The 24,141-nt window shown below is 39.3% G+C and carries 19 protein-coding genes; 3 read left to right on the top strand and 16 right to left on the bottom strand.

Annotated features, from left to right (window positions below):
* The first annotated feature begins 9 nt into the window (after window positions 1-9).
* On the top strand, window positions 10-1,659 hold the full coding sequence (locus tag LDL79_RS00155) for a RagB/SusD family nutrient uptake outer membrane protein (RefSeq protein ID WP_225598664.1): 1,650 nt from the start codon (window positions 10-12) through the stop codon (window positions 1,657-1,659).
* Between the two features lie 103 nt (window positions 1,660-1,762).
* Here LDL79_RS00155 and LDL79_RS00150 read toward each other — a convergent pair whose 3' ends face one another.
* From LDL79_RS00150 to LDL79_RS00135, 4 genes are all read right to left on the bottom strand, one after another.
* Window positions 1,763-2,611, bottom strand: coding sequence for an HAEPLYID family protein (locus LDL79_RS00150; protein ID WP_225598663.1), 849 nt, complete (start codon window positions 2,609-2,611; stop codon window positions 1,763-1,765).
* A 79-nt stretch (window positions 2,612-2,690) separates the two neighbouring features.
* Complete coding sequence (locus LDL79_RS00145) at window positions 2,691-3,077, bottom strand: hypothetical protein (protein ID WP_225598662.1); 387 nt, start codon at window positions 3,075-3,077, stop codon at window positions 2,691-2,693.
* 14 nt (window positions 3,078-3,091) lie between these two features.
* Window positions 3,092-6,748 (bottom strand): phosphoribosylformylglycinamidine synthase, encoded by a 3,657-nt coding sequence (gene purL / locus LDL79_RS00140; RefSeq protein WP_225598661.1) that lies wholly within the window; start codon window positions 6,746-6,748, stop codon window positions 3,092-3,094.
* A 193-nt stretch (window positions 6,749-6,941) separates the two neighbouring features.
* Entirely contained in the window at window positions 6,942-8,159 is a 1,218-nt protein-coding gene (locus LDL79_RS00135) for an RsmB/NOP family class I SAM-dependent RNA methyltransferase (RefSeq protein WP_225598660.1), read from the bottom strand.
* A 77-nt stretch (window positions 8,160-8,236) separates the two neighbouring features.
* Between LDL79_RS00135 and LDL79_RS00130 the strand changes: the two genes are divergently transcribed.
* Window positions 8,237-9,286, top strand: a complete 1,050-nt coding sequence (locus LDL79_RS00130) for a WD40/YVTN/BNR-like repeat-containing protein (protein ID WP_225598659.1) — start codon at window positions 8,237-8,239, stop codon at window positions 9,284-9,286.
* A 104-nt stretch (window positions 9,287-9,390) separates the two neighbouring features.
* Here LDL79_RS00130 and LDL79_RS00125 read toward each other — a convergent pair whose 3' ends face one another.
* From LDL79_RS00125 to LDL79_RS00095, 7 genes are all read right to left on the bottom strand, one after another.
* The gene (locus LDL79_RS00125; protein WP_128755673.1) at window positions 9,391-9,837 is read right to left on the bottom strand and encodes a hypothetical protein; all 447 of its coding nucleotides are present in this window, start codon (window positions 9,835-9,837) and stop codon (window positions 9,391-9,393) included.
* A gap of 10 nt (window positions 9,838-9,847) precedes the next feature.
* Window positions 9,848-10,345: a hypothetical protein gene (locus LDL79_RS00120; RefSeq protein WP_072982436.1), complete on the bottom strand. Its 498-nt coding sequence runs from the start codon at window positions 10,343-10,345 to the stop codon at window positions 9,848-9,850.
* Between the two features lie 32 nt (window positions 10,346-10,377).
* Window positions 10,378-10,899: an RNA polymerase sigma factor gene (locus LDL79_RS00115; RefSeq protein WP_072982434.1), complete on the bottom strand. Its 522-nt coding sequence runs from the start codon at window positions 10,897-10,899 to the stop codon at window positions 10,378-10,380.
* A 435-nt stretch (window positions 10,900-11,334) separates the two neighbouring features.
* Window positions 11,335-13,158, bottom strand: a complete 1,824-nt coding sequence (locus LDL79_RS00110) for an ABC transporter ATP-binding protein (RefSeq protein ID WP_225598658.1) — start codon at window positions 13,156-13,158, stop codon at window positions 11,335-11,337.
* Between the two features lie 157 nt (window positions 13,159-13,315).
* A complete protein-coding gene (locus LDL79_RS00105) occupies window positions 13,316-15,034 on the bottom strand; it encodes a phospho-sugar mutase (RefSeq protein WP_225598657.1) in 1,719 nt (572 codons plus the stop codon).
* 53 nt (window positions 15,035-15,087) lie between these two features.
* Window positions 15,088-16,038 carry a glycosyltransferase family 2 protein gene (locus LDL79_RS00100; RefSeq protein WP_225598656.1) on the bottom strand — a complete coding sequence of 317 codons (951 nt, stop codon included), beginning with the start codon at window positions 16,036-16,038 and terminating at the stop codon, window positions 15,088-15,090.
* Window positions 16,039-16,045: 7 nt separating this feature from the next.
* Entirely contained in the window at window positions 16,046-16,573 is a 528-nt protein-coding gene (locus tag LDL79_RS00095) for a DUF4199 domain-containing protein (RefSeq protein ID WP_225598655.1), read from the bottom strand.
* 208 nt (window positions 16,574-16,781) lie between these two features.
* On the opposite strand from LDL79_RS00095, the gene LDL79_RS00090 reads away from it, so the two are divergent.
* Window positions 16,782-17,033, top strand: a complete 252-nt coding sequence (locus tag LDL79_RS00090; RefSeq protein WP_072982425.1) for a type B 50S ribosomal protein L31 — start codon at window positions 16,782-16,784, stop codon at window positions 17,031-17,033.
* Window positions 17,034-17,103: 70 nt separating this feature from the next.
* On the opposite strand, the gene LDL79_RS00085 is transcribed toward LDL79_RS00090, so the two are convergent.
* The 5 genes from LDL79_RS00085 to LDL79_RS00065 all read right to left on the bottom strand — a co-directional run bounded on the left by LDL79_RS00085 (window position 17,104) and on the right by LDL79_RS00065 (window position 23,680).
* The gene (locus LDL79_RS00085; RefSeq protein WP_225598654.1) at window positions 17,104-17,328 is read right to left on the bottom strand and encodes a DUF6095 family protein; all 225 of its coding nucleotides are present in this window, start codon (window positions 17,326-17,328) and stop codon (window positions 17,104-17,106) included.
* Window positions 17,315-18,136 (bottom strand): N-acetylmuramic acid 6-phosphate etherase, encoded by an 822-nt coding sequence (gene murQ / locus LDL79_RS00080; RefSeq protein ID WP_225598653.1) that lies wholly within the window; start codon window positions 18,134-18,136, stop codon window positions 17,315-17,317. Before murQ ends, LDL79_RS00085 begins: the two co-directional genes overlap by 14 nt.
* 39 nt (window positions 18,137-18,175) lie before the next feature.
* On the bottom strand, window positions 18,176-18,985 hold the full coding sequence (locus LDL79_RS00075) for a DUF4249 family protein (RefSeq protein ID WP_225598652.1): 810 nt from the start codon (window positions 18,983-18,985) through the stop codon (window positions 18,176-18,178).
* The gene (locus LDL79_RS00070) at window positions 18,985-21,309 is read right to left on the bottom strand and encodes a TonB-dependent receptor (RefSeq protein WP_225599993.1); all 2,325 of its coding nucleotides are present in this window, start codon (window positions 21,307-21,309) and stop codon (window positions 18,985-18,987) included. The genes LDL79_RS00075 and LDL79_RS00070 overlap by 1 nt, the downstream gene beginning before the upstream one ends.
* Window positions 21,310-21,454: 145 nt before the next feature.
* A complete protein-coding gene (locus LDL79_RS00065; protein ID WP_225598651.1) occupies window positions 21,455-23,680 on the bottom strand; it encodes an NADP-dependent isocitrate dehydrogenase in 2,226 nt (741 codons plus the stop codon).
* Window positions 23,681-24,141: the final 461 nt, after the last annotated feature.

The following is a 24,141-nucleotide window of genomic DNA, read 5'->3' as shown; positions in this document are numbered from 1 at the left end:
AATAATAATATGAAAAATAGACTTAAATATATACTAGTAGTATTGCTTACAATACCCATTCTATCTTGTCAAGAAGACTTTTTAGAGCGAACTCCAACAGATGCGATTTCTTCTGCTGATGCTTTGGCCAGTGAAGAAAATATGCAGCTTGTTTTAAATGGAATACACCGCGGATTGTACTCGCAATCTCAAACTGTTTTTCCTGGCGGAAATACAGCTCGTGCCAATAATCACTATTGGGTGCCTATGGGCGATAACTTGACCGGTGATTTGATTCATTCTGCTAATGCCAATAATTTATCATGGCGTTCCGTAATGCAATGGAATGAGCATACTCAAGAAACATCTCTAACATCAAGTTTACTTTGGTACCACAGATATAATATCATATTACACGCCAATTTGTTGATCAACGAGATCGAAGGTGGAGCACTGACCGAAACAGCAAGGCTCAGAAATATTCTTGGTCAAGCGTACACGTACAGAGCTTATGCATACCTTTCTTTAGTGCAGCATTATGCTAAAGGATATTTAATTGGCAATCCGGCATCAGATCCAGGGGTACCGTTATTGTTTTCATCAGAGTCGCCTTTTACAAGTGAACCCAGATCAACGGTTCAAGAAATTTATGATCAGATTGAGTCTGACTTAGATGCAGCAATAACTGCTTTTCAAGATAGTGAAGCTCCTAGCGTTGGAGGTGCAGCAGCAAAAGCGCAATTGAGCATCAATGCAGCCTATGGTTTACTTGCGCGTTGTGCGTTATCAAAAGGAGATTGGCAAACCGCAGCTGATGCTGCCGTGGCTGCACGCGACGGATTTCCTTTACTTTCTGAAGATGAATGGAAATCAGGATTTAATACAAATACCTTATCAGAAGTGATTTGGGGTAGTAATGTGATCGCTACGGAAACTACTTTCTTCAGATCTTATTTTTATCTGGCGAGTAACACTTTTAACGGTAGCCAAATTAGAAATAACCCTAAAATAGCTGATAGAAGAATGGTAGATGCTATTCCTGAAACAGATTATAGAAAAGATGTTTTTCTTCCAGATGCTCCTAATACTAACACTTCAGCGGCAAATGGTAATGGTGGATTTTCAAATAATACCAATCCTTTATATCCTACGGAAGAAGAGTTTGATGCTGCGGTAGATAGTATAAAAGCTGTGTATGGTTTAGTTGCCGGTCATAATTTACATCCGTATATGCAGTTTAAACTTAAACAAGCTAATCCGGGTACTATTGATCCTGATGATGTGATCTATATGCGCTCGTCAGAAATGTATTTGATTGAAGCAGAAGCAGAACTTATGATGAACAATTTAACAGATGCTAGAGAGGCTTTACAACCTCTAGCAGAAGCGCGAGATTCATCTTGGGAAGCCACTGATTATCCTACGGCTGAAAGCTTTCTCGAACATTTAAAATTTCAATGGAAATTAGAAATGTGGGGCGAAGGTTTTGGTTATACAAATCATATAAGATGGGATGATGGTATTGACCATGCAGCTGACGGTGGTTCCGGAGCTTCAGAGGTTCTTTATCAGCAATCTTACCAAATTGAAAGACCATCACTTAACGATGATTGGATTTTCAAAATACCTCAAGCAGAAATTGATGCTAACCCTAATTTAGGATCTGGGGATCAAAATTAGAATATAGTAGAACTGCAGTAATGAAAGCCCGGTAACACCGGGCTTTTTTATTGAAGCTGCTTAAAGGTTCGATCTCATAAGATAGTTTGCTTTGCCAAATTCCTTAATGCCCGGGCTCATAGATCAAGCGTAAAAACGAACTAAAGCGCTCGGTTTCTCTTTTAATGGGAATACCCGTTACAATACCTATTAATAAGTTTTCGGCTACATCAAGCCGCAACTGCGGTCTTATAGTCATGTCAAAATCACCTTGGTTGAATTCCTTATTAAACTCAAGACCTATAAAATTTCGGGTTCCCGAAATCATATAATGAATATTGCTATTGATCTGCCAACTGGTGTGAACTGCTCCGTCGCTAAAGTGATGGGCAATCGCGGGTCCTGTATAGATCAAACTGTGAAAATTAGACCCTATTCTTTTAGCAGCAATAAAAAACGGATTATAGACATTACCGGTAAACAATTTCCCTGCGCCATAGTTATTAAAATTTGTGAGTTCGAACTCTTGAATGTAGCCAAACGCCATACTTGTTTTGTGCTTTTCAGAAACCCAAAACGTGTATTGACCAGCGATCTTGATGCTGTTCAAACGGTTTCCGGGTGCGTCACCATTTTCTCCAATTGGGTAATGTAAAGAGAAAGGCAATTCAATTTCTAAACCCAATCGGTCTGCGGGCGCCCATTCATATTCTACAAGAGCCAGATATTCATCATAACGATCGCGATCGGTAAGGCTTAGACCAATATTCCATTCTTTTTCTCCTTTACGAGCCCCTAAATCTCGAATTAGGTCGATGTACAGCGGTTCGGCATGTAGAATTTTTAAAGGCTCTTGGCTTCCTTCAACTTCAGCAATATATAAGCTGTCTTTAATAGCATTAGGCTCGGTTTCTTGAGCATATGTATAGTGTGTGAGTACTGCCATGAGCAGCACTAATGGTAAGTGTTTCATTTTAATTTGTTTTATGAATGTATTGAATATGAGAATGCACCTCAGGTGCTGAGGTGTTCAATAATGCGGTATAAACAAATTAAGATTGGGGTGGTGGAGCGTCAACTTCCAGTGATAAAGTGCAGAAGTTTTCTAAGGCAAAAAGCGTATTCTGTTTTTTTAAAAGACTGAAATTCTGCTGAAATGCAATTGCCGATTCGTCAACGATAAAGTGATCCAGATTTACCGAAGTTTTAGAAGAAGTGTGTTCTTCAGCATCATTGTCGTCGTATTCAGGAATAATATCACCAAGATCTAGAACTTGCTCAACAACTAATTCTATAACACTTTCCTGATCATTATAATTTAAATTTTCAGCGCGATTAGGAAACAGGTCTGGGCTGTCTACACAAATATTGAGCATATAGAGCGCAATAAGCCCCCAAAATATGCGAATACCAGTATGTTTACGGCTCAGACCTGTCATTTAATTTTGTTGAACTAATGCTTCTCAATCCACTTGCGGGCATTTTCAAAAGCTTCGATCCACGGACTTACTTCATCTTTGCGTCCTTTTGGGTAGTTTGCCCAGTTCCATTGAAAGATAGAGCGTTCAATGTGCGGCATTGTTACCAAATGACGTCCGGTTTTATCAGTCATCATTGCGGTGTTGTAGCTACTTCCGTTAGGATTTGCAGGATACGCATCATAGCCATATTTAGCCACAATGTTGTATTCTTTTTCGCTAAGTGGAAGTTCAAATTTTCCTTCTCCGTGAGAGATCCAAACCCCAAGAGTAGCACCTTCTAACGTAGAAAGCATCACCGAATCGTTCTTCTGAATCTGCACACTGGTGAAGCCACTTTCGTGCTTGTGCGAATCGTTATGCAGCATTTTTGGCTTTTCGTCGTGTTCCGGATTGATCAGGTCTAATTCAACAAAAAGTTGACAACCGTTACAGATTCCTACCGAAAGTGTATCGGGGCGTGCGAAGAAATCTTTTAATGCCTTATTAGCTTTTTCATTATATAAGAAAGCTCCGGCCCAACCTTTTGCCGAACCTAAAACATCTGAGTTGGAGAAACCACCCACAGCACCAATAAACTGAATATCTTCAAGCGTTTCACGACCGGTGATCAAATCGGTCATATGTACGTCTTTTACATCAAAACCTGCGAGGTACATCGCATTGGCCATTTCGCGTTCTGAGTTACTTCCCTTTTCACGTAAGATCGCCGCTTTAGGTCTTGGTTTAGAAGCATCAATTGTTGGCCTGATTCCGGTGAAATGCTTCGGAAATTCAAACTTCAAATCTTGCTGATCAAAGTTGTTGTAACGATCTTCAGCCAATCCATTAGCCGTTTGTTTCTGATCTAATAAATAAGAAGTTTCAAACCATTTTCTTCGCAATGACGGAATATTTAAACCAATTTCTACCGAATCTTTTTTGATCAATAATTCGTCTGAAGTATTAGTCGAACCTATTTTAAAGAATTCCACTTTGTTTTCAGCCAAGGCGGCTTCAAAAGCAGCATCATTAGTTGCTTGAACGACTACACCAGCATTTTCAGCAAATAAGATTTTGATGATATCTTGTTCCGTAAATGTAGAAAAATCAACTGAAGCACCCAGTTTGTTTTCAGCAAAACACAATTCTAAGAGCGTTGTGATCAATCCGCCCGAAGCCACATCGTGACCGGCTGCTACAAGATCCTTTCTAATTAGGCTTTGTAAGGTATCGAAAGCGGTAGCAAAAGCAGCATCGTCTTTAATGCTTGGTGCTTCCATTCCCACTTTATTCTGAATTTGAGCAAACGAAGAACCGCCCAATTTAAAGTTATCTTGAGATAAATTTAGGTAGTAGATCGATCCTGCTTCAGCATCTAGAACAGGTTCAACCACGCGGTTGATATCATCACAGCTTCCTGCCGCAGAAATAATAACTGTTCCCGGAGCAAGTACGTCACCTTCAGGATATTTTTGTTTCATTGATAAGGAATCTTTTCCGGTAGGAACATTGATTCCTAAAGCGATCGCAAATTCTGAAACAGCTTCAACCGCCTCGTACAAACGCGCATCTTCACCTGCATTATTACACGGCCACATCCAGTTTGCAGAAAGCGAAACCGATTTTAAACCTTTTTCCAGCGGCGCCCACACAATGTTGGTAAGGGCTTCTGCGATACTGTTTTTACTTCCGGCAACAGGGTCGATCAATCCGCTTACGGGAGAATGCCCAATAGAAGTAGCAATTCCGTTTGAAGATTTAAAATCAAGTGCCATCACACCCACATTATTCAGCGGAAGTTGCAGTGAACCAACACATTGTTGTTTTGCCACACGACCACCTACACAACGGTCAACTTTATTGGTCAACCAGTCTTTACAAGCAACTGCTTCCAGCTGCAATACATTTTCTAAATACTCGTGGAAGTTTTCTAAAGAGTAAGAAACATCGCTGTAAATACGATGGATTTTAGTATCAACCATTACTGTTTTTGGCGAGCTGCCAAACATATCGTTCATCGCCAAATCCATTGGCGCAGCACCGGTAGTGGCCGACTTGAACGTGAAACGGTGATCGCCAGTTACGTCGCCCACTTCGTACATTGGGGAGCGCTCGCGATCTGCGATTGTTTTTAAAGTTTTAATTTGTTCGGCACCTATCACAAGACCCATACGTTCCTGCGACTCATTACCGATTATTTCTTTAGCCGAAAGGGTAGGATCACCCACCGGCAATTTATCAAGATCGATCAATCCACCAGTTTCTTCAACCAATTCAGAAAGACAGTTCAAGTGACCACCGGCACCGTGATCGTGAATAGAAACGATGGTATTCTCATCACTTTCTACCATTCCACGGATGGCATTAGCCGCACGTTTTTGCATTTCAGGATTAGAACGTTGGATTGCATTCAACTCAATTCCTGAGCTAAATGCACCTGTGTCTGCTGAAGATACCGCAGCACCGCCCATACCAATACGGTAGTTATCACCACCAAGAATTACAATTTTATCTCCGGTTTCCGGTTTTTCTTTTAAAGCTTGTTGTTTCTTGCCGTAGCCAATTCCACCGGCTTGCATAATCACTTTATCAAAACCGAGTTTTCTTCCGGCTTCATCGTGCTCAAAAGTAAGCACCGAACCTGCGATAAGTGGTTGGCCAAATTTGTTTCCAAAATCTGAAGCTCCATTTGAGGCTTTGATCAAAATATCAATGGGCGTCTGGTATAACCATTTGCGCGCCGGCATCGCATCTTCCCAAGGACGTTCTTCTTTAAGACGAGAATAGGCAGTCATATAAACTGCTGTCCCTGCGAGTGGAAGCGAACCTTGACCACCTGCCAAACGGTCGCGAATTTCACCACCGGCACCAGTCGCTGCACCATTAAAAGGCTCAACGGTGGTAGGGAAATTGTGGGTTTCCGCTTTAAGCGAAAGCACACTGTCAAATTCTTTTTCGGTATAAAAATCAGGTTTATCTGCCGTTGCAGGAGCAAACTGCGTCGCTTTAGGACCTTTAACAAAAGCCACGTTGTCTTTGTAAGCCGAAACAATCTCATTCGGATTTGCTTCGGAAGTTTTACGGATCATCTTGAATAGGGAAGAGGGCATTGTTTTTCCATTAATCACAAATGTTCCGTTGAAGATCTTGTGGCGGCAATGCTCTGAATTCACCTGACTGAAACCAAACACTTCAGAGTCGGTAAGCGGTCGGCCAATGCGCTCCGCAACACTTTCTAGATACGCTACTTCTTCTTTACTTAAGGCTAAACCTTCCTGCTCATTATAGGTTTGAATATCTTCAATAGCCTTAATGTCTTCAGGCTCGATATCAATAGTATAAATTTCCTGATCGAGCTTGCTGTATTCCTGCGAAAGCATCGGGTCAAATTCGGCCTTTCCGGCTACAAATTCTTCAATTCTTATAATGCCTTCAATTCCCATATTTTGGGTGATCTCAACGGCATTGGTACTCCAGGGTGTGATCATCGTCGCACGCGGACCAATAAAAAAAGCGTCAATTGCAGACGCTTCTATTTTAGGCTGGTTGCCAAAAAGCCAGATGAGCTTATTTGTAGTTTCTTCTGAAAGTTCAGCTTTAGCTTGAACTGCGTAAATTTTGGTGTCTTGTGAACCGAAAAAATGAATCATAGTGCTTTTACTAAGGAGCCACAAATTTAAGGATTTTTAACGGTTAGAAACACGCTTGGATTGAAACAAAATTCAACAGAAAAAAGCCTCTTTTTGTTGATAACTGAAAAATGAACCTTCTCCGTAGCTACAAAAAAGAAAAGCCTTAAAAGATGAATCTTTTAAGGCTTTAAAATGCTATTGTTTTCAGTAGCTAGGCTTTGTCTTTTTTGACCATTAAGCACATATAAAAGCCGTCATAACCGCTTTCGCTAGATAATACGGTTTTCTGCTTTTCAATACTAAAATCGCTTCCTTCCTCAGTTTTTAGGAATTTTTTGATCTGTTCTTGATTTTCTGAAGGTAGAATAGAGCAGGTTGCATAAACCATTTTTCCACCGGGTTTAACGATCTTAGAATAGTCTTTTAAAATGCTTTGCTGCGTCGCCTGAATTTTTTCAACGAAATCCGGTTGTAGTTTCCATTTGGCATCCGGGTTACGGCTTAAAACACCAAGTCCCGTACACGGCGCATCAATAAGTACACGATCTGCCGAATTGTGAAGCTTTTTAATAACCTTAGTTGAATCGATCACTCGTGTTTCAATATTAAAAGCTCCTGCACGGCGCGCACGACGCTTGAGCTCTTTTAGCTTATTTCCGTAGATGTCAAGTGCAATCAACTGACCTTTGTTATCCATTTGTGCAGCGAGATGCAGGGTTTTACCACCAGCACCTGCGCAAGTGTCTACCACGCGCATTCCCGGCTCGACGTCAAGATATGGCGCCACCAATTGTGAAGAAGCATCCTGTACTTCAAAGAGTCCGTTTTTAAAGGCTTCAGTAGTAAAAACATTGCCGCGTTCCTGTAATTGAAGCGCGTCTTTGTAAGGTTTTATATTTTCGGTCTCGTGGCCTTCTTCGGCTAAAGCGGTTTGCAACGCACCGATATCAGATTTTAAACGGTTTACGCGCAAAACAACGGGAGCTTGCTTATTTAAAGCAGCGATTTCTGCATCCCACTTGTCGCCTAGTTCTTTTTCGCCAAGCGCATCTAACCAATCAGGAATAGATTCTCTAAATTTTCGAGTGTTCGATAATTCGTCAAAACGCCCTTTAATTCTTCGGGTAGGAGTTTCTTCAAACTGATGCCAGTCTGGCAATTTTATTCCGCGTAGCGTACACCACACCGCAAATAGGCGCCAAAGATCTTTACGCTCAAAAGGCTCTTTTACATCAGCGATTTCTGCATAAAGTCGTTTCCATCTTACGATGTCATAAGTGGTTTCTGCGATAAAACTGCGGTCGCGAGAACCCCAGCGTTTGTCGCGCTTCAGTTGTTTAGCAATGACCTTATCAGCATAGCCGCCATCATTAAAAATTTCGATTAAGCCATCAATAACAGCAAAAACCAGATTGCGATGTAAACGCATAACAAATGTTTTTAAAATGCGCGCAAAGGTACAGGATTAAAAAGGAATAGTTTTAAATTCGAGAAAATTTTAAATCTATGAGATATTTATTAGGAGTGGCGCTCAGTTTAGCAGTTTTTGGTTGTAAAAATACTCCAGAACCTAAAGAATTGACTGCGATTCAAACCGTTGAAATAGAACGTATTTATGAAGATTCGGTAAGTGTGAGAGCGCTCGAAATTCTTGATGATGGCAGCGTTGCTTTTGCAGGCTCTAATGGAAAATACGGTTTGTATAATCCTACTACTAAAGTTTGGAATACAGCGGTAATGAAACGGGATAGTGTAACGCCTAGCTTTAGAGCAGTTGCGCATACTGCTGAAGATTTCTTTATGCTCAGTATTGAAAGTCCGGCGTTGTTGTACAAAACTGGAGATTCCGGTGCTATGGAATTGGTTTATGAAGAAAATGATCCTAAAGCTTTTTACGACTCTATGACCTTCTGGAATGATCAAGAAGGAATAGCTATGGGAGATCCTACTGAAAATTGTATCTCAATAATCATTACTCGAGATGGAGGGAATACGTGGACTAAGGTTTCTTGCGATATCTTACCTGAAGCAGCGGAAGGGGAAGCGGCGTTTGCAGCAAGCAATTCTAATATTGCTGTGTATGAGAATAACGCATGGATCATCACCGGCGGAATGAAATCAAGGGTTTTGCATACCGGTGACAAAGGAAAAACCTGGGAAGTATTTGACACCCCATTAAAACAAGGAACTTCAACTACCGGTGGATATTCAATTGATTTTTATGACGAAAATACCGGGGTAGTAATCGGCGGGGATTACACCAACGCAGAAGGTAACGAGGCAAATAAAGCGATCACGCACGACGGTGGTAAGACTTGGGCGTTGCTAGCAGATAAGGCAGCACCGGGCTACCGTAGCTGCATTCAGTTTATTCCAAATACTAAAGGCAAAGAATTGTTGGCGATAGGCTTTGAAGGGATCGACTATTCTAGTGATCAAGGAGCCACTTGGAAAAACTTGAGTAGTGAAGGCTTTTTTACGGTACGCTTCTTAAACGATTCAACCGCTTACGCAGCAGGAAGCAACAGGATAGCAAAGCTTAAGTTTAAGCGCTAGGCCAAAAAAAATGCGACTCTTTTGAGTCGCATTTTTCGTTTTAACGCTAATAAAACTAAATATATAAATCAATAGGTAAATCGTTTTGAAGGCGAATCAAAGGTTTAGTCTTTCCCTTTTCGTTTTTTGTATTCTTCCCAAAGTTTTCTGCCAAATTTATGCTCGGCTTCCGGAAGGAAAACCATTTTAGAAGCAGGAAGCTTTTGCGTAAGATCAGTCATCAACTGACTTTCAATCTCATACTTGCTTCTTTGAATGTCATTATACTCAGCCATTAATTTGTTGGCTTCTTTTTCCGTCAGATTTTTTTTAGAGCCTGATTCAAAGAATTTTTCTTCAAATAGAGCGCGTTCTCTAGAGCGTAAATCCACCATCTTACAATCGTAAGTGTTGTAAATAGGCCAGAATTTTTCGGCTTCAGCAGGAGTCAGATTCAGCTCTTCCGTTAAAAACGGAACCCGAAGCGCCTTAATTTGCTCGTGTCTATCTTTCTTTTGTGCCTGGCCACTAAGACCCAAACACAACACGAAAATGATTATTAAATTTTTCATAGTTTTTTGTTTATTGATCAAGTAACGAACTCTGAACAATGTCTTGATCTACATACTCATAGATCAGTTCTTCGCTCACAGTTTCGTTATCAAATATCGAGGTGCTATTCTCGATGGTGCTCAACTCTTCAGCAGAAAGGTAGTCTTGAACACGCTCTTCTTCTTCAAAGTAGTTTTCAAGACTGGTTATGCTAAGGGAGTCAAACTGCATTTCTTTTTCTATGGGATTCACCACATTAAAGAGTACAAGCAACACCGCTGCAATCGCCGCAACTGTAGCTGCTATAGTTTTAAAATTATATTCAACAAGCTTTCCTTTAGGCTTATTTTGATTGAGAATAACCTGTTCTACTTTTTCAAAGTATTGTGCAGGTACGCTAAATCCATCATTTTTATTAGGGAAAAGCTCTTGAAATTTGAGTTCAGTAAGCAGCCTATTCTCAAAAGACTCAAAGTAGCCTAGAGGAATATTAAACTGCTGCTTGTTATTTTCTTTTTTGCTTTTCATCGTTTTTTTAGACTTTATTGGTCTTAAAAGGTTTAATGTGCTGTCACGTATTCTGTTATCTTTTTTACCGCGTGATGGTAGCTCGCTTTGAGTGCTCCTTCTGAAGTTCCTAATATTTCAGATATTTCATTGTATTGCAATTCATCAAAATACTTCATCACAAAAACCTGCTTTTGTTTTGTAGGTAGCGTGTCTATCGCCTGTTGTAATTTAAGCTGCGCATCATCACCATTAAAATACGGGTCACTCGTAAGATTAGTAACTAAACTCTCTTGCACCTCTTCATTACTTATATGCGTTGTACGTTTTCTCTTTTTAATAAATGTTAGGCTCTCATTCGTTGCAATACGGTAAAGCCAGGTGTATACTTGACTCTCACCATTAAAATTATGCAGGTTTTTATAAACTTTTATAAAGGTGTTTTGCAGCACGTCATCTGCGTCATCATGAGAAATCACCATGCGACGTATGTGCCAATACAAACGCTCTTTGTATTCAGAGACTAAGTCCTCAAATTTTAAACTTTCGATGGTATGGATTTCTAAATTATTCAATGCTGCTCTTTAGTAACCTTTGTATGACTATTTATTTATCCAATGGTTTAAAAGCAAAACGATAAAAAATAGTTAAAGCCTCAAGATCTTGAAATTTACAGATAATTCCTTTAAGAATTACAAGTAATAAAAATTATTAGAATCGATTAAAAGCATAAAAACGAGATTAAATACATTAATTTCTTGTTTGAACGAAAAATTGAACCTATATTTGGAAGGTTAATAATAGTAAATGAGTTAATTGATATTGTTGTAAAGGCCCAAAACATTGAAATCCTTTTTTGCCCCAAGTATTAAAGTTGATTTTAAACTGCGTTTAAAAAACCCAACAAAAGCATTCACAGCAATAAAAAAATCCGCATCAGATGATGCGGATTTTTTAGTTTAGTAACCTTGTGTATTAAAACGGTTATGTGTTGCAATACCATAACCCAATTACTCAAAAGACTGCATTTCTACCAGCTTTTTATAGGTTCCGTTTAAGGCGAGCAATTCTTGATGCTTACCTTGTTCTACGATTTTACCTTTTTGCATTACAATGATCTGATCTGCATTTTGAATGGTCGAAAGACGGTGCGCAATCACAATAGAGGTACGATTCATCATCATATTTTCGAGTGCTTTTTGAACCAGACGCTCGCTTTCGGTATCTAATGCCGAAGTTGCTTCGTCAAGGATCATAATTGGCGGATTCTTCAATACAGCGCGGGCTATTGACAAACGTTGCTTTTGACCACCACTTAGTTTGTTTCCGCTGTCCCCAATATTGGTATCTAATTGTAGTGGAAGCTCACTTACAAATTCCCAGGCATTGGCAACTTTAAGTGCAGCGATCACCTCGTCATCGCTGGCATCAGGTTTACCTAGTAAAATGTTGTTGCGTACCGTATCATTAAAAAGAATAGAGTCTTGGGTGACTAAGCCCATTTGCGCCCGTACCGAAGCTTTTGTGAGCTCCTTAATATTTTTTCCGTCTAGCTTTATGGAGCCTTCATTTACATCATAAAAGCGGGTAACAAGGTTGGCGATGGTACTTTTACCGCTACCGCTTTGTCCAACCAATGCAATGGTTTTACCTTTAGGAACCACTGCGTTAAAGTTGGTAAGTACATTCTCATCTTCATATTTAAAGGAAACATTTTCAATATGTACCGCATCTTGAAACTCTTGCGCAGTTTGTGCATCGGGAGCATCTTTGATAGTCGTTTCTGTATTTAAGACTGAAAGAATACGTTCTGCTGCGGCGTTTCCTTTTTTAACGCTATAAGAGGCTTTACTAATTTGTTTTGCAGGAGTTAGGATCTGGTAAGATAATCCTAAAAATGCAATGAATTGCGAAGCTTCTAGTGAACCTTCTACAAGTACCATCTGGCCTCCAAACCATAAGATCACAACAATCACAAAAATTCCTAAGAACTCACTCGTGGGAGAAGCTAGATTTTGACGATTGACCAAGCTGTTTAGAATACCGTTCAGTCGTGTGGTACTTGCTCTAAATTTCGCTCTAAACTGATCTTCCCCATTAAAGCCTTTAATGATTTTGAGGCTCGAAAGCGTTTCTTCAACAATAGATAAAAACGCACCATTTTCTTCCTGCGCCTGATTAGATTGTTTTTTAAGCGATTTCCCAATACGTGAGATAATGATCCCGGAAATTGGTAAAAACACAAACACAAACAACGTGAGTTTACCACTGATCACCACCATCGCAAGAATGGTAAAAATGATGGTAAGCGGCTCGCGGACCACCATTTCTAAAATAGATAGAAAAGAAACTTCAACTTCTTGCACATCTGCTGTGATTCTTGAGATGGTATCGCCTTTGCGCTTTTCAGAGAAATAAGCGACCGGCAATTCTAAGAGTTTATCATAGATCGCATCGCGCACATCACGCATTACACCATTACGTAAAAAAGTTATGAAAAACGTAGCGAGATAGCCAAAGATATTCTTCAGAAAAAACAATACTACCACAATGGCACAGATAAAAACAAGTGCCGAAAGTTCGTTGTCTGCAACTTGCTGACTTACGTAATAATAAAAGGAATTGAACACGTAGTCTTTTACACCGCTCCAGCCTTCCCATACCGGTAATTCGTTGATACGCTTATTTTTATCAAATAAAATATCAATAACCGGAATGAGCGCAAGAAAAGACAACGTGCTAAAAATTGCATATAGAATGTTGCAAACAATATTTAAGACCGCATACTTTTTATAGGGTCTTGCAAATTGCATGATTTGTTTAAAGTAATTCATAAAGTAAAGTTCCCGGAAAGGAGTTTAAAAAAATTCGCCTCATTGATTTCTGGTGAAACAGAAATAATGAGGCGAATTTACTTCAATTCTTCTGGAATCGATATTTGTTTAGCTTAAGATTCCATCAGATGTGTATTTATTGGTAAGAAACCGACTTTTAAAGGCCGAGTTCTTTACGTATTCCGGCGATTTTAGCGTCTAACTTTTCTTCGGTTGTATCAAGTGCGTCAAGACTTTCAACAGATTCGTTTACGCTGATGTAAAACTTGATTTTTGGTTCTGTACCACTAGGACGCGCAGCGATGCGTGATCCTTCTTTAGTGTGGTATATTAAAACATTAGATTTAGGAATAGTAATATCTACAGATTCTCCGGTAGTTGTTTTCAGCGATTTTGAAGATGCATAATCATCAATTTGCACAACTTGCTCCCCGTTGATCGTCGTTAACGGATTTTCACGAAGATCAATCATCGTTTGTTTAATTTCTTCAGCACCAGAGATTCCTTTTTTAACCAATGATGTCAAATCTTCTTTGTAGAAACCGTGTTTTACATAAAGTTCCTGTAGTTTTTTATAGAAAGAAGAACCCTCGCTTTTAGCTTTAGTTACGATCTCGCAGGCGAGTAGGGTAGCGGTAACCGCGTCTTTATCACGCACAAAATCACCTACCATATACCCAAAACTTTCTTCACCACCACCAATGAAATTTTGATTAGGGTGGTCTTTGATCATTTTAGCGATCCATTTAAAACCGGTAAGGCCTAATTTACATTCTACATTGTAAGACTCTGCCAAAACATCCATCATAGGCGTAGAAACAATCGTAGAACCTATGAATTCGTTTCCTTTAGCTTTATTCTTAGAGAAATACAGGTCTAATAAGAAATCGGTCATAACAACCATGGTTTGATTTCCGTTAAGAAGTTGAAGTTTGCCTTCGTTGTTGCGTACGGCAATACCCAGACGGTCACAGTCAGGATCTGTACCAATTACAATATCTGCATTTTTTTCTTCGGCTAGTTCCAGCGCCATTTTAAGCGCTTCAGGCTCTTCCGGGTTGGGAGATTTTACCGTTGGGAAATTTCCATTTGGAGTGCGCTGTTCTTCTACAACGTGAACATTTTTATATCCGGCGTCCTTCAGTACATCTGGAATTATGGTTACTGAAGTTCCGTGTAACGGAGTAAACACAATAGTCACGTCATCGCGATGCTTATCAAGTTCAGTAAAGCTTCCATTTTTCAGCGAAGCTTCAATAAAAGCCTGATCAACGTCTTTGTCAATGTAGGTTATATGTTCTTTTTTTGCCGAAAAGTTTACAGCGTCGTAATCTAGACTTTCAATCTCAGCAACAATCTCTGAATCTTGAGGTGGCACTAACTGCCCACCATCTTGCCAATACACTTTATAACCATTATACTCGGGAGGATTATGGCTTGCTGTTAATACGATTCCGCAGTGACATTCTAAGTGTTTTACCGCAAAACTCAACTCTGGAGTTGGTCTCAAATCACTAAATAAATAAACCTGAATATCGTTTGCAGAAAATACATCTGCTACGACCTGAGCCAGCTCTTTACTATTGTTGCGGCAATCATAAGCAATAGCTACTTTAGGTGTTTCACCCTTAAACGTTGCTTTTAAATAATTAGATAAGCCTTGTGTATTTTTACCTAACGTATATTTATTAATGCGATTGGTGCCCACACCCATAATACCGCGCATTCCGCCGGTACCAAATTCTAGGTTTTTGTAAAAACTCTCGTTGAGTTCGTCACCATTAGCATCGATTAGTTGTTGTACTTTTTCTTGAGTTGTCGTATCAAAAGTAGAAGAAAGCCAAGATTTGGCTTTAGCTATAATTTCAGAGTTCATAGATTATAAAAAGTTGATTGAACCAAAAATAGGGATTTCAAATGGAGTATGCTTTAGTTAAAACCCTTTTTGTCTTTTATTAAATATCGAGGTCGTTCATGCTTGGTGCGTTGCACGAGTTCGCCAAGAAATCCTGCAATAAATAGTTGCATTCCAATGATCATACTGGTGAGTGCTAAGTAAAATTGCGGACGCTGCGTTAACAGCCGAGCGGTTGGGTTGATGAATAATTTATCGATCCCTAAATAAGCTGCGAGGCCAAAACCAATGATAAACATGATTGCGCCTAACGTGCCAAATAAATGCATGGGGCGCTTTGCAAAATGCGTTGTAAACCAAATGGTTAAGAGATCAAGAAATCCTTTAATAAAGCGATCTGCACCAAATTTTGTCTGACCGTATTTGCGTGCCTGATGCTGTACCGGTTTTTCGGTAATGTTGATGAATCCTGCGTTTTTTGCAAGTAGCGGAATGTAGCGATGCATATCACCGTAGACATCAATATTCTTAACCACCTCATTGCGATAAGCTTTAAGACCGCAATTAAAATCGTGTAATTGGAGTCCGCTGGTTTTACGCGCGGCAGCGTTAAATAATTTGGATGGAAGGTTTTTAGTAAGAACTGCATCGTAGCGCTTTTTCTTCCAGCCGGAAACAATATCGTAACCTTCTTCAGAAATAAGACGGTATAGTTCAGGAATTTCATCAGGACTATCTTGTAAGTCGGCGTCCATTGTGATAACCACATCTCCTTCAACAGCTAGAAAACCTGCGTTGAGCGCCTGGCTTTTTCCGTAGTTGCGATTGAAGCAAATGCCCTTAACATTAGGATTATGGAGTGCTAATGCCTCTATTTTTTGCCACGAACCATCGGTACTGCCATCATCTACAAAGAGAAGCTCATACGTATATCCCTCTTTTGAGATCACACGTATGAGCCAGTCATATAATTCTTGTAAAGATTCTTTTTCGTTAAGTAAGGGTATAACTACCGATAGCTGCATATATAATTTATTGGTGCGGATTGTTGCGCTTCAAAATTAAGCCACTTATAAGAGATATGATAAAGCCAAAGAAAATTCCTGCAACGATCTGAAATGAAGATTGTACCCAAGGTTGTGCAAATTTCCCTGCAAATTCTAGCGCTTGGTTTATTTGAGCTTCGGTCATATTGGGTTGTGTGGTAATCATAGCTTCTCTTTGTTTTTCGATGATCAATTCCGTAAATCCGGGCTCAATTACTGTCAAGAAGATATAATTGTAAAGCGCTCCTATGATAGCACCAATTAAAGCAATACCTACACCAACTTTTAATGCATCTTTAAGGTCCATATAACCTCCGTTACCATTTCTAAAAACTTTCTGTCCATAAGAAATACAACCTATCATAATTAGAAAACTTACCACAGCAGTGATCCAGCTTTGCTCAAGTAAGTTGTTGGTTACATAAAGTACTACCGCTAAAATAATAGTAAGAAGTCCTAGTAGTCCGCCATAGGTTAGGGCTACTTTTCCGGTGGTTAGTTTTTGATCTTCCATAAATAAAGGATTAAGTTTGTAAATGTACATATAAGGGTCCTATAGACCTACGTTTTTATAACTGCTGATAAGTAATCTTCACGGTAAAATTGTTACAGAAAAATTCTTTTAGAATAAAAATGTAATTAATTATTTAAAACCCCTTGTCAGATTATAAATTATTTCTAAATTTGCACCTCAAAATTGAGCAGATTTTAAAGCATTTACGATGAAAAAAGAGATACATCCAGAAAATTATAGAGTAGTAGCATTTAAAGACATGTCTAACGACGAGGTTTTTTTAACTAAATCTACTGCTAATACAAAAGAAACTATTGAGGTTGATGGTGAGACTTATCCTTTGGTAAAATTGGAGATCTCTAGAACTTCACACCCATTTTACACCGGTAAATCTAAATTGGTTGATACTGCTGGTCGTATTGACAAGTTCAAAAACAAATACAAGAAATTCGCTAAATAAGCGATTTGAATATACTTTAAAAAGCCTTTGCAAATGCAAAGGCTTTTTTTATGCCGATTAGTGAGGGATTTTAGTTTTTATCAAATAAGGCGTTCATTATGCGATTGATTCCTTTAAAGCCAAAGTAGATGGCTAACGTCGCCGCTACAAAACCCAAAATAAGCACGGGGATGTACAGCGGATGCTCACTATTTTTAAACGCTTGATAAATAATACCCGGACCTAAAAACATAAATAGGAGCGAGGTGGCCATTGTGCGTACGCCTCTGGCTAAGGCTTCTTTATTGGTTGCCATTTAAATAGGTATTTACTGCGGCTCTAACTGAACCATTTTCTTTTAAAAGTTGCGCTGCTTCTTCAGCGCTTACTGGAATTTCAGACTGAATCATGCGTATACCGCGATCTACAAGTTTGTCGTTGCTGAGTTGCATATCTACCATTTTATTGCCTTTTACTTTCCCCAGCTGAATCATCGCCGTAGTCGAAATCATATTCAATGCCAACTTTTGCGCGGTTCCTGCTTTCATTCGGCTGCTGCCGGTTACAAATTCTGGACCCACGACAATCTCTACCGGATATTTTGATTCAATTGCAATTGGGCATCCTTTGTTGCAGGTAATGCTTCCGGTGGTGATATTATTTTTATTACAAGCTCTTAGAGCGTGTAAAACATAAGGAGTCGTGCCCGAAGCAGCAATACCAATAACCACATCTTGTTCAGAAATGTTATGTGCCTTAAGATCTTCCCAGCCTTGCGTGGTGCTGTCTTCAGCGTTTTCAACAGCTTTTCTGATAGCCGTTTCGCCTCCTGCGATTAAACCTATGACCAGATCATGTGATACACCAAATGTGGGCGGACATTCAGAAGCATCCACAACTCCTAGTCTTCCGCTGGTACCTGCGCCCATATAAAAAAGTCTTCCGCCTTTTTTCATTTGAGCAACCAATTGATTGACCAAAAGTTCAATTTGTGAAATCGCTTTTTCAACTGCTTGAGGTACGGTTTTATCTTCAGTATTGATACTATGGAGCAGCGTAGTGACACTCATCTTTTCTAAGTCTGAATACTTAGAGTCTTGTTCTGTAGTTTTTGTAAAGCTCATAATGCTTTTCAGTAGAAATTAATGGATACGCAAGTTACATTATTCAATAATTATCGAAGCAGTATAGACTTGGCTTATCGAAAAATAACCTATTGGATAATGTGCATCATTTGTTTCGTTGACAATATTTCCGCGAATGACCGAAGGAGCCGGAACAAACGGATTTCCTGAAGCCTGGCCTGATTGATTTATAGTCACGGTCATAAAATCTGAGAAGGCTTTATTGACGCCTAGCAATTCTATATTCAGCGTGTCGTTTGGTTTCAAATCTTCATAGAAAAAGGAGAATGAAAACTGCTGATTTTGATAAAATGTATCTTCGCTGGTAAGATATTGGCCTTTATCAAGATCAAAAAGATAGTAATTGGTTTGATTAGGAGCATCGGTATAGGTGATGATCACTTCGGTCTCATCACCAGCAAAAAGACTTCCGTCACCTTGTTCAACTTGATCTATAGGCACAGCATTTACAAATTGAGTAGTGGCGCTGTAAAACTCTTCTTCATATTCAATAGCTAAGGAAACAGGCCCTTGTATTAATTCTTCTCGCGGAAGAACAGTGCTGTAAAACCCGTTTTCTTCTGCTTGCAATGTATAGGTTTGATTGCTGGTTGTTAAGCTAACCAAAGCATCATTTACTTTAGGAATGCTGTCGGCATAGTAATCTGTAGTTTTAGAAAGTTTTAGATAGGCTTCCACTAGAAATGTATCAGTATCCGGTATGCGCATAACGGCGTCAATTACCAGTCGCTCTTGAGTAGGCGGAAGATCTACCTCGATGGTGTCTTGACAACTTACCAGAAGAGTCATTAAGATCAAAACGATATAGCAATTTTTAAGGCGTTTCATCAAAATTTAAAATTATAGGTTACTGAAGGCAGAATACCAAAAATGGTCGTTCGTACCGCTTCATTAGAGCCGGTATCTTCATTAGTTCTAAACGTGATCGAAGCTGCATTCATACGATTATAAGCATTGTAAATACTAAAAACCCACGAGCCTTTAAACTTCTTGTTTTGATTTCTTGGCGTTAGCGTAGCCGAAAGATCTAGTCGATGATAGGCAGGTAAGCGCTGTTGATTACGCCCGTCATAATTGGTGATGTTTAGCCCTTGAAATTGCGACTGACTCACCGGAAAATTTGTAGGTTGTCCTGTTTGAAAAATGAAATTGGCATTAAAGGTCCATTTTTTATTGGCCTCGTAGCTTAAATATGCGCTAATGTCGTGGGTTTTATCATACGCTGAAGGATACCAGTTACCGTCGTTGATGCCGGTTTCTTGTGGTGTTCTACCCGGTGTTTGTTGTTCGCTTCGGGATAACGTATAGGCTAGCCAACCTGTAAATTGCCCCTTGTTCTTTTTAGCCAAAAACTCAAGACCATAAGCACGTCCTTTTCCTGCCAGTACTTCGGTTTCTATGTTTTCATTGGCGATGAGCTGTGCGCCGTTGCGATAATCCAGTCTGTTTTGTACATCCTTATAGAATACTTCGGTTTCTATAGAAAACTCGTTATTTTTTATTTTTCTGAAATATCCTAAAGCATATTGATCTAAAATTTGTGGTTTTAAATACGGGCCGCTGGGTGCATAAACATCTAATGGAGTAGGAGCATTAGTATTTGATATGAGGTGTAAATACTGCGCCATTCTGTTATAGCTGGCTTTTACAGAACTGTTATCATTCAGTAAATAAGACAAGGATGCTCTGGGCTCAATATTGGTAAAATCAGCTAAACGACCGGTATTAGACTGAATTTCTACAGGTTCAGCAGGCTGGTAAATACTAAGTGAAGCATTATAAGTAAGCGGTTGATCGTTTTGATAGACTGCGAAAGAATCTTGTCCCAAACGGGTAAAATGACTCAATCGGGCGCCATATTTTACGATCAATTTATCGCTGAAATCTTGTTCAGCTTCGATATAAGCCGAAAATTCATTAGCGTATTTATGCGTCAGCTGCGATGGAATGATTCCGCTGTCCGGGCGGTTTGGCGTGATCGTCGCAGGATTAAAACGGTAATAGATGTTGTTGAAACCATAGCTAAGCTTGATTTCGCTATTTAAATAATGCTGAAAATCGTACTTCAAGTTAAAATTGCGAATGCCTGAATCGTATTGAAAGCCCACGAAATCCAGTAATAAACCGTAGTAATAATCAGAGTAGATCATAGAAAGATTAGAAAAAATCTTGTCTGAGAAAATATGATTCCATCTTAGGTTAAGAGTTGAGTTTCCGTAGGTGTTGACAAAACTTTCGCTTACGCCAAAAAGATCACGACCAAAATAGCCTGATAAAAAAAGACTGTTCTTTTCGTCGAGATTGTAATTGAGTTTTGCGTTTAGATCGTAAAAATAGGCTTTGTTATCTATGTCAAATAACGGAAGAAAAAGATGCGCATAAGAAGCTCTTCCACCAATAAGAAAAGCTGATTTATTCTTTACAATTGGTCCTTCTACAAGCAATCTGCTGGCTACTGCGCCGATACCGCCATTTGCATGAAATTCTTTGCTATTACCTTCTTTCTGATAAATATCAAGCACCGAAGACACCCGCCCGCCATACCGCGCGGGGATTCCTCCTTTATAGAGTTTGAGATCTTTTATCGCATCTGGATTAAAAACAGAGAAAAATCCAAAGAGATGCGAAGAATTAAATATGATGGCTTCATCAAGAAGGATTAGGTTTTGGTCAACAGCTCCGCCACGTACATTAAAACCGGAAGCGCCTTCACCGGCGCTGGTGACTCCGGGAAGAAGCAAAATTGATTTGATCACATCTGCCTCGCCTAGGACCACAGGAATCTGTTTTATAGTTTGCGCAGTTAGCGTATTTACACTCATTTGCGGCTTTCTAATGCTCAATTGTTCCACATCCTCTTCAATCACGACTTCGTCTAAAGTCTCAGTACTCGCATTAAGCGAAAAATTTAGTTTTTGATTGGCGTCAAGTACTAAGGATTCCGAAATGCTTTCAAATCCTAAAAAGCTAATTTGAAGTGTGTATGTTCCTTCGGGCAGAGTAATGGAGTAGAAGCCGTATTCATTAGTAACAGCGCCTTTATTGAGTTCGGGAATGATGACGTTAACTCCAATTAGGGTCTCGTTAGATTCCGCAGAAGTTATGATACCGCTGAGCGTATGATTTTTTTGTCCTGAAACCAGATGGCACATCAAGAGGAAGAAAACCAAAAAGTATGTTTTTCTCAAGCTTTTTTTTCTCAAAAATAAGAGACTTAGTGCATTGAAGCACAACTTTATGAAAATAAAAATGGGTTACCGTGAAGTAACCCATTTTAAATTCTAAATATTAAAACCGCTAAGAGTTGATGATTGCGTTTAGCGTTGCACTAGGTCGCATTGCAGATGAAGATTTGTCTTCATCCGGGAAATAATACCCACCGAGTTCTACCTCAGATCCTTGTGCATCTAATAATTCTTGAAGTATTTTTTCTTCATTGGTTTCCATTTCGCTAGAAATTTCAGCAAAGTGTACTTGCAATTCTTTATCCTTATCCTGCGCAGCCAAAGCTTGAGCCCAATAAAGAGCCAAATAAAAATGACTTCCGCGGTTGTCTAATTCGTTTACCGCACGAGAAGGCGATTTCTTATTGTCTAAGAATTTAATGGTTGCCTCGTCTAAAGTTTCCGCTAATACTAAAGCTTTAGGATTATCGTTGGTAGTACCCTCGTGTTCGAGAGAAACCGCCAAGGCTAAAAATTCACCTAAAGAGTCCCAACGTAAATGACCTTCTTCTACAAATTGCTGTACGTGCTTAGGAGCAGAACCTCCTGCACCGGTTTCAAATAAACCACCACCATTCATTAATGGAACAATTGAAAGCATTTTTGCACTCGTACCAACTTCAAGGATAGGGAAGAGGTCTGTGTTGTAGTCACGCAATACGTTTCCGGTAACTGAGATCGTATCTTTGCCTTCTTTCATACGTTTTAAGCTGAAGCGCGTTGCTTCAACAGGTGACATAATCTGAATGTCTAAACCTGCAGTATCGTGGTCTTTAAGATACACATTTACTTTTTTGGTCAACTCTGCATCGTGTGCACGATTTTTATCTAACCAGAAGATCGCAGGAACACCGGTAGCTTTAGCGCGATTTACCGCTAATTTAACCCAGTCTTGTACCGGAGCATCTTTCGTTTGGCACATTCTCCAGATATCACCTTCCTCAACGCTATGTTCAATAAGAACTTTGCCCGAAGCATCAACTACCTGAACTTTTCCGGTAGTAGCGATCTCAAATGTTTTGTCGTGAGAACCATATTCTTCAGCTTTCTGAGCCATTAGCCCTACGTTAGGAACAGTACCCATAGTAGTTGGATCAAAAGCACCATGTTCTTTACAGAAATCGATTGTTTCTTGATAAATACCAGCATAGCTACTGTCTGGAATAACTGCTTTAGTATCCTGAGATTTACCTTCAGCATTCCACATCTGACCGCTATTTCTAATCATTGCCGGCATAGAAGCATCAATGATCACATCACTAGGCACATGCAGGTTAGTAATCCCTTTATCAGAGTTTACCATAGCGAGGTCAGCACGTGTTTCAAGAGTGTCTAAAATCGCCTTTTCAACTTCATTTTTCTTCGCTTCCGGCAGTTTATTGATGTCATTTAATAAATCACCAAGACCATTCCTAGTATCTACACCTATAGATTTTAAATCCTCACCGTACTTCTCAAAAACCTCTTTGAAATATACTTTCACTGCGTGACCAAAAATGATGGGATCAGAGACCTTCATCATTGTCGCTTTCATGTGAATAGAGAATAGAATCCCCTGTGCTTTGGCGTCTTCGATCTGCTCGCTTAAAAATTTAAGCAAAGCCGCTTTGCTCATTAAGGTAGCATCAATAATCTCACCTTCTTTGAGAGCTACTTTTTCTTTTAATGTTTTCTTAGTTCCGTTGTTGTCAACGTGTATGATGTCAACCGAAGTAGCTTCTGGTAAAGTAACAGACTTTTCGTTTGATCTAAAATCTCCGCTAGCCATTGTCGCAACGTGCGATTTGCTGTCTTTAGACCAAGCTCCCATACTGTGCGGATTCTTACGCGCGTATTCCTTAACCGGTTTTGGAGCACGTCTATCTGAATTACCTTCACGCAAAACAGGGTTTACAGCACTACCTAAAACCTTAGCATAACGTTGTTTAATTGCCTTTTCTTCGTCGGTTTTAGCTTCTTCTGGGTAATTAGGAACCGCAAAACCTTTTGCTTGCAATTCTTTGATCACAGCAGTAAGCTGTGGTACAGAAGCACTAATGTTAGGAAGTTTAATGATGTTTGCTTCCGGACTTTTAGCTAGTTCTCCTAGCTCTGCCAATGCGTCGCTCACTTTCTGATCTTCTTTAAGAAAGTCAGAGAAGTTTGCGAGTAAACGCGCAGCTAAAGAGATGTCTTTTACTTCAAATTCTATATTTGCCGGTTTAGCAAACTTGCTTATAATAGGAAGAAAAGAGTGCGTAGCTAACGCCGGAGCTTCATCAGTTTTGGTGTAAGCTATTTTAGATGTTTTGGTTGACATAAAAATGAGTTCGTTTAATAAGTCTTGATTTTAATTCTGTCATTAAAAAAGGGGTAAATTCTTTTAATAAAAATAATTTCAAGAATAATTTAGTGGATTGCAAATATAGAATTTTCGGGTAGATTTTAACACTTAAATTCTTCTTAAAGCCTGTGAAATTGGGAGTAAGCTTCATTTTGAAGAATATTTCTAAATAATCTAATAAAAAAGCTCTGTTGTGATATTTGCTATCGCAACAGAGCTTCTAATGTGTTGATTTTTTACCAGTGAACCCTTGAAGTTCCAAAGGCAAGAATATTAGTACTTGCACCGTAAATCAAAACATAGAGATTACAGTCTTTTGTAATCCCGCCCAATACCTTTACATGTTTAAAAAAAACTACTGCTATACAGTGGTAATGATATTGGAAACAAAGTGAATATTTTAATTCACTTTTAAACGTTTGACTATTTCAAATATA

This window comes from Leeuwenhoekiella palythoae, from assembly GCF_020310025.1.
GTDB lineage: Bacteria > Bacteroidota > Bacteroidia > Flavobacteriales > Flavobacteriaceae > Leeuwenhoekiella > Leeuwenhoekiella palythoae.
The sequence above is the reverse complement of the archived record's forward strand: the minus strand, read 5'-3'. Positions and strand labels throughout refer to the sequence as shown.